The sequence below is a fragment of the Chryseobacterium sp. MYb328 genome, assembly GCF_037572595.1.
Lineage (GTDB): Bacteria > Bacteroidota > Bacteroidia > Flavobacteriales > Weeksellaceae > Chryseobacterium > Chryseobacterium pennae.
The window spans coordinates 100,330-112,291 of record NZ_JBBGZQ010000003.1 but is presented as its reverse complement, the minus strand read 5'-3'; the positions used below and the strand labels follow the sequence as shown (position 1 = coordinate 112,291).

Annotated in this window: 10 protein-coding genes; all 10 read left to right on the top strand. The window is 36.1% G+C overall.

Annotated elements, in window-relative coordinates:
* Nucleotides 1-46 precede the first annotated feature (46 nt).
* A complete protein-coding gene (locus WH267_RS04525; RefSeq protein WP_340006075.1) occupies nucleotides 47-1,633 on the top strand; it encodes a hypothetical protein in 1,587 nt (528 codons plus the stop codon).
* A gap of 33 nt (nucleotides 1,634-1,666) precedes the next feature.
* On the top strand, nucleotides 1,667-3,256 hold the full coding sequence (locus WH267_RS04520) for a hypothetical protein (protein ID WP_340006072.1): 1,590 nt from the start codon (nucleotides 1,667-1,669) through the stop codon (nucleotides 3,254-3,256).
* 153 nt (nucleotides 3,257-3,409) lie between these two features.
* Nucleotides 3,410-4,363 (top strand): sulfatase-like hydrolase/transferase, encoded by a 954-nt coding sequence (locus WH267_RS04515; RefSeq protein ID WP_340006070.1) that lies wholly within the window; start codon nucleotides 3,410-3,412, stop codon nucleotides 4,361-4,363.
* Between the two features lie 181 nt (nucleotides 4,364-4,544).
* Entirely contained in the window at nucleotides 4,545-4,958 is a 414-nt protein-coding gene (gene rpsL, locus WH267_RS04510) for a 30S ribosomal protein S12 (protein ID WP_002983146.1), read from the top strand.
* 23 nt (nucleotides 4,959-4,981) lie between these two features.
* The gene (rpsG, locus tag WH267_RS04505; RefSeq protein ID WP_034677991.1) at nucleotides 4,982-5,458 is read left to right on the top strand and encodes a 30S ribosomal protein S7; all 477 of its coding nucleotides are present in this window, start codon (nucleotides 4,982-4,984) and stop codon (nucleotides 5,456-5,458) included.
* A gap of 6 nt (nucleotides 5,459-5,464) precedes the next feature.
* Nucleotides 5,465-7,582 (top strand): elongation factor G, encoded by a 2,118-nt coding sequence (fusA, locus tag WH267_RS04500; RefSeq protein ID WP_340006069.1) that lies wholly within the window; start codon nucleotides 5,465-5,467, stop codon nucleotides 7,580-7,582.
* Nucleotides 7,583-7,600: 18 nt separating this feature from the next.
* Nucleotides 7,601-7,906: a 30S ribosomal protein S10 gene (gene rpsJ / locus WH267_RS04495; RefSeq protein ID WP_002661363.1), complete on the top strand. Its 306-nt coding sequence runs from the start codon at nucleotides 7,601-7,603 to the stop codon at nucleotides 7,904-7,906.
* 134 nt (nucleotides 7,907-8,040) lie between these two features.
* On the top strand, nucleotides 8,041-8,868 hold the full coding sequence (locus tag WH267_RS04490) for a GLPGLI family protein (protein ID WP_340006068.1): 828 nt from the start codon (nucleotides 8,041-8,043) through the stop codon (nucleotides 8,866-8,868).
* A 301-nt stretch (nucleotides 8,869-9,169) separates the two neighbouring features.
* A complete protein-coding gene (locus tag WH267_RS04485; RefSeq protein WP_340006066.1) occupies nucleotides 9,170-11,179 on the top strand; it encodes a TonB-dependent receptor domain-containing protein in 2,010 nt (669 codons plus the stop codon).
* Between the two features lie 30 nt (nucleotides 11,180-11,209).
* A complete protein-coding gene (locus WH267_RS04480) occupies nucleotides 11,210-11,830 on the top strand; it encodes a hypothetical protein (RefSeq protein WP_340006064.1) in 621 nt (206 codons plus the stop codon).
* Nucleotides 11,831-11,962 lie beyond the last annotated feature (132 nt).

Below are 11,962 nucleotides of genomic sequence, written 5' to 3'. Positions count from 1 at the left end.
ATATTTAATTTTTTTAAATAGGTAGGAAGTGTTAATATTGCAAACGATGAAAAGCTTCTTAATTACAGCGGCAATATTTCTGGGAGTATGTATGGGGTACTTCTTTCTTATGTTGTCCGGGACTGAAAATTACTTTACCTATATCCTGGATGATGCTTATATCCATTTGGCAATGGCCAAAAACTTTGCTCTCCACAGGGTATGGGGTATTACTGAATATTCATTTTCTTCTTCTTCTTCTTCACCGGTATTTACATTTATCCTAAGTATTTTGATCTTCTTTTTGGGAAATCATGAGCTCATTCCTTTGATATTTAATGTCGTATGTGCTGTTTTTATGCTGTTTTTTCTGAATAAATATTACGCATATTATTTTAGTCAAAGCAAAACTGTTGTTATTGCCGGTTTATTTACCCTGATATTTACCTCTGTCCCTTTGCTTATTTTTTCAGGAATGGAACATGTATTACAGATCATGATGGTTACCGTCAATATTTTATATTTTGAAAAGTGGCGACAATCCGGATATAAAAACAGATATGATTCTGCATGCGTTTATTTCACATTGGCATTACTTGGGCTGATCCGCTTTGAAAGTATGTTTTATTTTACAGCACTTTCTTTTGTTCTTCTTTTATTAAGAAGGTATAAAGAGATGGCGGGAGTGATTGTTTTTGGTTTTGTTCCTGTTTTGATTTTTAGTTATTTTACTTATCAGGAAACAGGATATTACTTTCCTAACTCGGTTATTATCAAAGGACTTAGGTTTGATCTTTCGAAGGATTATATTGAACAGCTGGTTAATATCTTTCTGTTTAAGTTTGTTGAAAACCCTTATTTTTATAATGCGTCTTTATGTCCACTACTCATTTCTGTATTTTTTATTATTAAAGATGTTAAAAAGAAATTAGGCTTTCAGGAAGTGCTTACCCGTAATTTTTTTCTTGTAGTCTGGTGTGTTGCATTGTGTATACATGGAACATTCAGTCAGTTTACCAACTTTTACCGGTATGAGGCATATTTGCTTACAGGATTTGCCATGGCGATAGTACCAAAGCTGAAAATTTATTTTAAAGAGAGGCAGTTTCTTGTAAAGAAAAACAGGACAATAGCTGCTTTGATTGTTTTTTCAATGGGAGCGCTTATTTTAAAAATAGGATTAGTAAGTTTTCTAATCGTAACAGGAAGTAAAAACATTTACGAGCAACAGATACAGTCTGCAAGATTTCTGAAAAAATATTACAATCAATCTAAAGTAATGGCTAACGATATTGGGGCTGTCAGCTATTTTACAGATATACATTTGTTTGATTTCGTAGGATTGGGGTCAAAAGAGATCGTCCCTTTAAGAATGAAGAAAAGAAAGGTAGATGCTGAGGTAGAATCTTTTCTGACTAAATATTCTGCTGAAAATAATTATACCCTTGCTGTCGCCTATGATGAATGGATGGATGGCCATACTCCAAAAAACTGGAGGAAGGCGGCTGTTTTAACTATTAGTGGCAGGAATGCCGTATTGGGAAGAGACCATGTGTATATTTATTCAATAGATCCGGCTATTCATGATGCTTTGAAAGCACACATACGAAGTTTTACCTGGAATGAGGGTATAAAGGTTGAGGTGCTGGACTGATTTTCTGTATAGTTTGGATATATTAATATTGTAATGATGAAAAGCTTTTTAATAACAGCTGCTATTTTTTTCGGGATATGCCTTGCTTATATTCTGATGATGCTGTCAGTTACTGAGAATTATTTTACCTATATACTGGATGATGCTTATATTCATTTGGTAGTTGCTAAAAATTTTGCTCTTCATGGAGTATGGGGAGTTACAAAATATGCTTTTTCGTCTTCATCATCATCTCCGGTATTTACCTTTATATTAAGTATTCTGATCTCAGTTTTTGAAAATCATGCTTTAATACCATTGGTTTTTAATATTATTGTTTGCGGTCTGCTTATTATCGTACTTACCAGGTATTATTCTAATTTTTTACATCCCGCTAAACATGTTGTTGCAGCATGTCTGTTTACTCTTTTTATTTCTGTATTGCATGTACAGGTTATGTCAGGAATGGAACATGTCTTACAGGTTTTTGTGGTAGCAGTGAATATATATTGCTTTCAGCACTGGATTAAAGGTGATTTTAAAATGAACCTTCATGCATATTGGTTTTATTTTACAGTATTGCTGTTGGGGCTGATAAGATTTGAAAGCATGTTTTATTTTGTGTCCCTGGCTTTCGTTTTCTTACTGGTAAGAAATTTTAAAAATGCTGTACTGGTACTTCTTTTCGGTTTCATTCCGATTGTGGTTTTTGGGTATTTTAATTACCATAGAAGCGGTTATTTCTTTCCCAATTCAGTAGTGGTAAAAGGAACCCTGATAGATTTCTCAGGAAATGTCTTAGCTCAGATTACTGATATTATTTTCAAAAAGCTGCTCCTTAATATTACCTTCTATAAAATTGGACTTTTTCCTTTATTAATTGGAGGAGCTCTGATGTATAAGGATTATAAGAGCAAACCAGACTTCCGGTCCGTCATCTCCGGTAATTTTCTTTTCATTGCTTTTGGGCTTACATTGATAATGCATTGTCTGTTTGGTGAAATAAGAAGTATCTTCAGATATGAGGCGTATTTATTGGTTGCTTTTAGTATGGTTCTTGTTCCAAGGTTGCTGTCTTACTTTATAAAACCGTGGTCAGCTTTTAAGACAGGGCCTATAATAGGGATCTTTATTATTGCCAATGCATTGCTATTGATATATAAGTGTAATTATTCTCATGCTTTGATTCTTAACGGAAGTGCAAATATTTATGAACAGCAAATACAGTCTGCAAGGTTTTTAAACAAATATTATAATACCTCTAAAGTGGTTGCTAATGACATTGGAGCCATTACTTACTTTACGGAAATTCATTTGCTGGATTTTGTGGGGTTGGGGTCTATGGAGCTGGTAGATTTTAAAATCAGGAAAAAAGCCTTCGATGATGAGGTGGAAGAATTTCTTACCGATTATACCCATGATAACAGTTATCAGCTTGCAATTGCCTATGAAGAGTGGCTGGATGGACATCCTCCCAAAAACTGGAAAAAAGTGGCCGCTTTGGAGGTAAAAAGTGATAATGCCGTACTGGGTTTTAAACGCCTGTTCATTTATTCTATAGATCCGGAAACCAGAAATAGATTGATAGAGAATATTAAAGACTTTCACTGGAACAAAAATGTAACCGTTACCATGATAAAATAAATATCAATTAGCATTTTCCCTTTAAAGTACTGATATTTCCCTTTTTATTGATTTATGTATTAAATTCTTAAGAAATAGATAACAATTTGTTCATCAATAGGGAGGCTGTGTTTTCTAGCTTTGCACACGAAATCCACAAATAATATAAAAGCTATGAAAAAAATCTTCATGTATTTCGCTATGTCCTTATCTATGTTTTCATGTAGTAACAATGACAATGAAGCACAGGCAAAGGTAGAACCTAAGGATAAATACCAAACTAAAAATGTAGTTCTTTTGGTTGTTGACGGGCCTCGTATTTCTGAAACCTGGGAATCTGCCGGTAAAGAGAATATTCCGAACAGAGTAAGTCTTCTGAGCCAGGGGATATTTATCAGTAATTTTAGAAACAACGGAACCACCAATACCAATCCCGGACACAGTGCAATGTGCTCAGGGGTGTACGAGAATATCAAAAATAACGGAACCGAATTACCTGGCTTTCCATCAGTGATGCAGCAGTGGCTGAAATTCACCGGAGCAGATAAAACAAAAGCATGGGTGATTGCGTCTAAAGATAAGCTGGAGGTTTTGAACGATTGTAAACTGGCAGACTGGAAAGGAAAGTTTCAGCCAAGTGTAGATTGTGGAGTAAGCGGAAACGGATCAGGATATCGTGATGATTTGGTGACGATGACAAAAACCAAAGAAGTTATGGCGAAGTACAGTCCGAATGTTATTGTAATCAATCTTAAAGATGTAGATTCTTATGGCCATGCCAATAACTGGACTGAGTATATCAAAGCGATTAAAACGACAGATGCTTCCATCAAAGAAATCTGGGATTATATCCAGTCACTTCCTGCCTATAAAGACAAAACAACCCTTATTGTTTCCAACGACCATGGCAGACATATAGATGCCAAAGGAGGTTTTGCAGAACATGGAGATGATTGTGCCGGATGCAGACACATTGAATTTTTCGCAATGGGTCCCGATTTTAAAAAGAATACCACTATCAGTACAGGAAACTATGAGCAAATTGATATTGCAAGTACAATGGCTGAGCTTTTAGGAGTTCCCGTACAATATATGAAAGGAAAAATAATAAAGGATGCCTTTAAATAAGAATTTGATTTTTTGATATCAGCCACCATTACTTAAAATGAATCAACAACATAAAAGTAATGGTGGTTTTCAGTGGTTTTGAAAATAAAAGCAGAAAAATTCTTACAAAATAAAATCTCATAACTGCTTGTCAATTAAAAAAATATTACTATTTTTGCACCCTAAAATAAAAAGCAATTAAATGCCTACTATTCAACAATTAGTAAGAAAAGGAAGAGCCACGCTTGCCAAGAAGAGCAAATCGGCTGCCCTTGATTCTTGTCCACAAAGACGTGGTGTATGTACGAGAGTATATACTACTACACCTAAGAAACCTAACTCTGCACTTAGAAAAGTAGCAAGGGTAAGACTTTCAAACGGTAAAGAAGTTAACGCCTATATCCCGGGCGAAGGACATAATCTTCAAGAGCACTCGATAGTATTGGTTAGAGGCGGAAGGGTGAAAGACCTACCGGGAGTACGTTACCACATCGTAAGAGGTGCATTAGACACAGCTGGTGTAAATGGAAGAACTCAGAGAAGATCTAAGTACGGAGCTAAGAGACCTAAACCAGGACAAGCTGCTGCAGCTCCTGCAAAAGGAAAGAAAAAATAATCATTAAATAAGGTACAGAAGCAATGAGAAAGACAAAAGCGAAAAAAAGACCGTTGTTACCAGATCCGAAGTTTAATGATCAATTGGTAACGAGATTCGTAAACAACTTAATGCTAGACGGTAAGAAGTCTATCGCATTCAAAATTTTCTATGATGCATTAGATATCGTAGAAACTAAAAAAGGAGAAACTGAGAAAACAGCCCTTGAAATCTGGAAAGATGCATTAACAAACGTTATGCCTCACGTAGAAGTACGTTCTAGAAGAGTAGGTGGAGCTAACTTCCAGATTCCTATGCCAATCAGAGCTGATAGAAAAATTTCTATGGCAATGAAATGGTTAATTAGCTACTCTAAAAAGAGAAATGATAAGTCTATGGCTTTGAAATTAGCTAATGAGGTTGTAGCTGCTTCAAGAGAAGAAGGTGCAGCTTTCAAAAAGAAATCTGATACTCACAAAATGGCGGAAGCTAACAAAGCTTTCTCACACTTTAAATTCTAATCTGAAATGGGTAGAGATCTTAAATTTACAAGAAATATTGGTATTGCTGCTCACATTGATGCAGGTAAGACTACCACTACTGAAAGAATCTTATTCTATACAGGAGTAAACCACAAAATTGGAGAAGTTCACGATGGTGCTTCTACAATGGACTGGATGGAGCAGGAAGCAGAAAGAGGTATTACTATTACTTCTGCTGCAACTACTTGTTCTTGGAACTTTCCAACAGACCAAGGAAAGCCTCTTGCAGATACTAAGCCTTACCACTTCAACATCATTGATACACCGGGACACGTTGACTTCACAGTAGAAGTAAACAGATCTTTAAGAGTATTAGATGGATTGGTATTCTTATTCTCAGCAGTAGATGGAGTAGAGCCTCAGTCTGAAACAAACTGGAGACTTGCTGACAACTACAAAGTTGCTAGAATGGGATTCGTAAACAAAATGGACAGACAAGGTGCTGACTTCCTTAACGTGGTAAACCAGGTTAAGAGTATGTTAGGATCAAACGCAGTTCCAATCGTTTTACCAATCGGTGCTGAAGAAGATTTCAAAGGAGTTGTAGACTTAATTAAAAACAGAGCGATCATCTGGGATGAAGCAGGACAAGGAGCTACTTTCGAAGTAGTGCCAATTCCTGAAGATATGAAGGATGAAGTTCTTGAATACAGAGAAAAACTAGTAGAAGCTGTTTCTGAGTATGACGAGACTTTGATGGAGAAATTCTTTGAAGATCCGGATTCAATTACAGAAGAAGAAATCAATGCTGCATTGAGAGCTGCTACTATCGATTTATCTATTATCCCAATGACTTGTGGTTCTTCATTCAAGAATAAAGGAGTACAGTTTATGTTGGATGCAGTATGTAAATACTTGCCTTCTCCATTGGATAAAGATGATATCAAAGGTACTGACCCAAGAACTGATGCTGAGATTACAAGAAAACCATCTGTTGATGAGCCTTTCTCTGCATTAGCATTTAAGATTGCTACTGACCCGTTCGTGGGAAGATTAGCATTCTTCAGAGCATACTCTGGAAGACTAGATGCAGGTTCTTATATCTTGAACACTCGTTCAGGAGATAAAGAAAGAATCTCTAGAATCTATCAGATGCACGCTAACAAACAAAACCCGGTAGAATATATTGAAGCTGGTGATATTGGTGCTGCTGTTGGATTCAAATCTATCAAAACTGGTGATACAATGTGTGACGAGAAAAACCCAATCATTCTTGAATCGATGGTTTTCCCTGATCCGGTAATTGGTATCGCTGTTGAGCCTAAAACTAAAGCTGACCAGGATAAAATGGGTAACGCTTTAGCTAAATTGGCTGAAGAAGATCCAACGTTTACTGTTAGAACTGACGAAGCTTCTGGACAAACGATTATCTCTGGTATGGGTGAGCTTCACTTAGATATCATTGTAGACCGTATGAGAAGAGAGTTCAAGGTTGAAGTAAACCAAGGACAACCTCAGGTAGAGTACAAAGAAAACTTAACAAGAGTTGCTCAGCACAGAGAAGTTTACAAAAAACAATCTGGTGGTAAGGGTAAATTTGCTGACATTGTATTTGAACTAGGACCTGCTGACGAAGGTAAAATTGGTTTAGAATTCATCAATGAGATCAAAGGTGGTAACGTTCCTAGAGAATTTGTTCCTGCAATTGAAAAAGGCTTTAAAGCTGCAATGAAAAACGGTCCTTTGGCTGGTTTCGAAGTTGAAGGTATTAAAGTTGTTCTTAAAGACGGATCTTTCCACGCGGTGGATTCTGATGCGCTTTCATTTGAAATGGCAGCTAAATTAGGATTTAAAGAAGCGGGACGTGCTGCTAAACCAGTAATCATGGAGCCTATTATGAAACTGGAAGTTGTAACTCCGGAAGAATATATGGGTAACATCATTGGTGACCTTAACAAAAGAAGAGGTACAATCAGTGGTCAGGAAGAGAAAAATGGAGCTGTTGTAATCAAAGGTTCTGTTCCACTTTCTGAAATGTTTGGATATGTAACAACTCTAAGAACACTTTCATCAGGAAGAGCTACTTCTTCTATGGAATTAGAGAAGTACCAAGCTACTCCACAAAACGTTGCTGAAGATATCATAGCTAAAGCAAAAGGTTAATTTTTTAAAGTACAAGAAATGTCACAAAGAATCAGAATAAAATTAAAATCTTACGATTACAACTTGGTAGACAAGTCTGCTGAGAAAATCGTAAAAACGGTAAAGGCTACTGGTGCTGTTGTAAACGGTCCTATTCCATTACCAACGAATAAGAGAATCTTCACAGTGTTGAGATCTCCGCACGTAAACAAGAAAGCAAGAGAGCAGTTCCAATTATCAGCTCACAAGAGACTAATGGACATCTACTCTTCTTCTTCTAAAACTGTTGATGCTCTAATGAAATTAGAACTTCCTTCAGGTGTAGACGTTGAAATTAAAGTGTGATAACTGCATACTTTGCAATGATTATAGAAACCGTTCCTTTTTAGGGACGGTTTTTCTGTTTCAATTTTAAAAAGATTTTTATTATCTCTAGATTGAATCAAACATTATCAATATTTTTGATTCAAACTTATACCATGAAAAAACTAATACTTCTGTTATTCCCTTTATTATTGAGTGCACAGACTCATCGTTTCGTTTATCTGCTTCAATACAAAAAAGATTCATTGGCACAGGATTTTACCAAAGCTAATATGGTACTTGATATCAATCCTGATGATATCAAATTCTACCCTTATGCCTATGCAAAAAACGACTCTCTAAATATGATCAGAGGACAGAAAAGTGCCAGATGGGATGATGATCTTCCCGCTGTCATCAGAAAAAAGAACTCTTCTGAAAATACCTCACTCATTCTGATGAATGATTTTTATTCTTTAAAATCAAATGATAAAATCAACTGGAAATTATCAGATGAAACTAAAGTTGACGGGCAGTATACATTACAGAAAGCAACTACAGATTTCGGGGGCAGACAATGGATTGCATGGTTCTGCAAAGACATCAATTTAAGCGAAGGACCTTACAAGTTTCGTGGACTTCCCGGACTGATCTTTGAAATAGAAGACAGTAAAAAAAACTACCTCTTTAAACTGGCAAAAAGTATGAAGTTTTCCAACACTTATAAAACCCCATTTCTGGATAGCTTTTTGGGAAAGAAACCTCTTCCTGTAACCGATAAGATGATTGCAAAAAAACAATTGGAACTGTACAACGATCCGTTACATGATGTCGCAGAATCGTTTAAATCCAATACTAATCCCGAGAATACTTTCTGGGTTTCCGGAGTACAGGTTAAAAGCATAGATCAGCTCAAAGGAATGTCTGATGAACGTAGAAGAGTAATGCTTCGGGATAATAATCCAATCGAAATTGATAAAGCTATAAAGTATCCTTTGAACTAATATAAAGACAATACATAATACTATCCGTCCCTATTTTAGGGATGGATTTTTTATTTTTTTATGATGGGTATAAATGAAATAGGGATCTATATATGCGCATTTTTTTCTTTTCCAATATTGATAATCATTGTATAGTATGGAGTGCTTATCCTCAATAGCCGAAAAGCTACTTTAGTATATTTTTATCATAATTATGATGAGATTGTTGATCCTATATTGATGGTAATTGTAAGGTGAGATATGTCACCTTAGTTTATTTATTTAGAATCATTAAAAATAATAACTTTGCAAAAAAATCTTGATGTTTAGAACAGTATCTTTTTCCTTGCTTGTTTTAGGATCAGCTTTCATGAGCGGTCAGAAAACTAAGGACACGTTAAAAAGTAACCATATTAATGAAGTCGTAATAACGGGTTCCGGGTATGCTCAGAAAATCAAAGACACACCAGCTACGATTTCTGTAATTTCTCAGGCAGATCTTAAAAAAAGAGCGTATAGAGACATTACCGATGCATTACAGGATGTTCCAGGTGTTTTCGTTACAGGAGGAGGAAGTACAAGTGATTTTTCAATAAGAGGTGCCGAATCTGGGCAGACATTAGTCTTAATTGATGGGAAAAGAATCAATACAAGAGAGACAAGACCCAATTCTGATGGCCCAGGTATAGAACAAGGATGGATGCCACCATTGGAAACCATTGAAAGGATTGAAGTGGTAAAAGGGCCAATGTCTTCACTATATGGTTCTGATGCGATGGGCGGAGTAATCAATATTATCACTAAAAAACTGAGTAACGGCTGGAGAGGATCTGTGGGAACCAGCTTAATACAGCAGGTACATAAAGAATCTGGAAATACATACCAGATTGATGGGTATGCTGCCGGTTCTTTAGTGAAAAACCTTCTTCAAATGAAAGTGACCGGGAGCTATTCCGACAGAAATGAAGATAAGTTTGTTGGTGGATTTACAGAAAGAGTTATTAAAGCTTTTGGAACAGAATTCAGTCTTACTCCAAATACTAAAAATACCTTTAAACTAAGCTACGATTATAACCGTCAGGAAAGAAATCAGAATCCTGGATATTCTTTGGGACCAAAAGCAAAAAGCTCACGTAATAACTACGAGAGAAATGTATTGGCATTAAGTCATAAAGGTGACTATTCTAATTTCCATACAAATTCTTATATCCAGTATGACAACACGAATAACCCAAACAGGGATATGAGGTATGAGACTTTTGCCGCATACAGTCTTAATAATTTCAATATTAAAGATCATGTCATCAGCTTTGGAGCAGAATACAGATATGAAAGGCTGAATGATTTAGGAAATAAAATGAAATCCGAAAATGGGGAAGTGGTAACCAAACTGACCCGTTGGAACTGGTCTGCTTTTGCGGAAGGTAACTGGAAGTTAGTAGATAAACTACACCTGGTTACAGGAGCACGTCTGGATAATGATGAGAACTATGGTTCTAACTTTACGCCAAGAGGATATTTAGTATGGAGCGCAACAAACAACTTTACATTTAAAGGAGGTGCTTCATGGGGATATAAAGCTCCGGGGCTAAGAGCTGTAAACCCAGGATGGGGACAGGTGACGGGTGGTGGAACTCAGGATGGAGTAATTATCGGAAATAAAGACCTTAAACCGGAGAAAAGTTTCAATCAGGAATTGACGGTAATGTTTGAGGATAATAAAAAAGTGATTAACCTTAGCGTAACAGGGTTTAATACAGACTTTAAAAACAAACTGGTTGAAGTTAGAAAATGTAATAACACCGAAGAATGTAAGCAATTTGAAGCTTTATACAACCATATCTATGACTTTATCTCAACAAGAGAAAACCTTGGTAAGGCAAACAGTATGGGACTTGAAGCTAACCTAGGAGTAAATATGACAAAGGATATTGTATTAAAAGCAAACTATACCTATACTGATACTAAGATTAAATCTGAAGAAATTCCAGCATTGTACAATAAGCCATATGCAAGAATACCAAAACATATGGCCAATGTAAATCTTTCGTGGAAAGCTAACGATAGCTTTGAGTTTTGGTCAAGAGGAAATTACAGAAGCGAAAGCCAGCCGGGGGTTAGCAGAGGTAAAGCCCAGGAATACCCAATTCCATCTTACTTCTTATTAGATTTAGGAACGGTGTACAGATTGAACAAACACGTTCGTTTCACATTTGGAGTATATAATCTGTTAGATAAGGATATTCGTAATGATACTACTGATCCGGCTAGTAATTTTGGTTTCAGAATCGATGGAATCAGATATCAGTTCGGAGCTAATTATTTCTTCTAAAACATTGTAAAACCTTAAAATAAAATAGACATGAAAAGTACTTATATCAAAACTATTGTAGTAGCATTGGCAACCTTAGTGGTAGCTTCATGTTCGGGTGATAAAAAGAAGGGAGTGGATTACAACCAGTTTAAAACACAAGTACAGCTTACTCCAGACCAGGAAAAAAGCTTTGATGAGATCACTGCAAAATACCAGCAGTTGCAGGAGCAGAACTTTCAGGCTGCAAAAGCTCAGGGTGGTAATATGGACCGTGTGGCATTGGGAATAAAAGGAGAAGAACTGAGAGCCCAGCAGTCTATTGAAATGGCTAAAGTTTTGGATGGCCCACAAATGGAAAGATTCAACAAATTTGTTGATGAAAATGCCAGAAAAAGACCAAGATATGATAATGCTTTACTGGAAAGAATAAAAGCAGAAGCTCAGCTTTCAGAAGATGAGTTCAAAGTAGTGAATGCAGCAAACGATGCTTTTGAAAAAGCATTCAGTGATGCACACGATGTATATCATGGGAATAATGATCTTGCTAAAGAATACTGGGAGAAATTTGATACGCAGAGAAAGGCTGCGATTCAAAAAGCATTAACTCCGGAACATTATACAAAGTTCGAGGAGATTGTAAAAGAAATCCAGTTCAAAGGAAGAAAATAAACAATATTAATACCGGTTTGGAAAGGAGGATATACTAAAGATTCCTTTCTCAAATTTGTATTGACTTTTAATTTATTCATATCAAATTAATTTTATAAACATTAAGACGGTTTCAACTGTCTTAATGTTTTT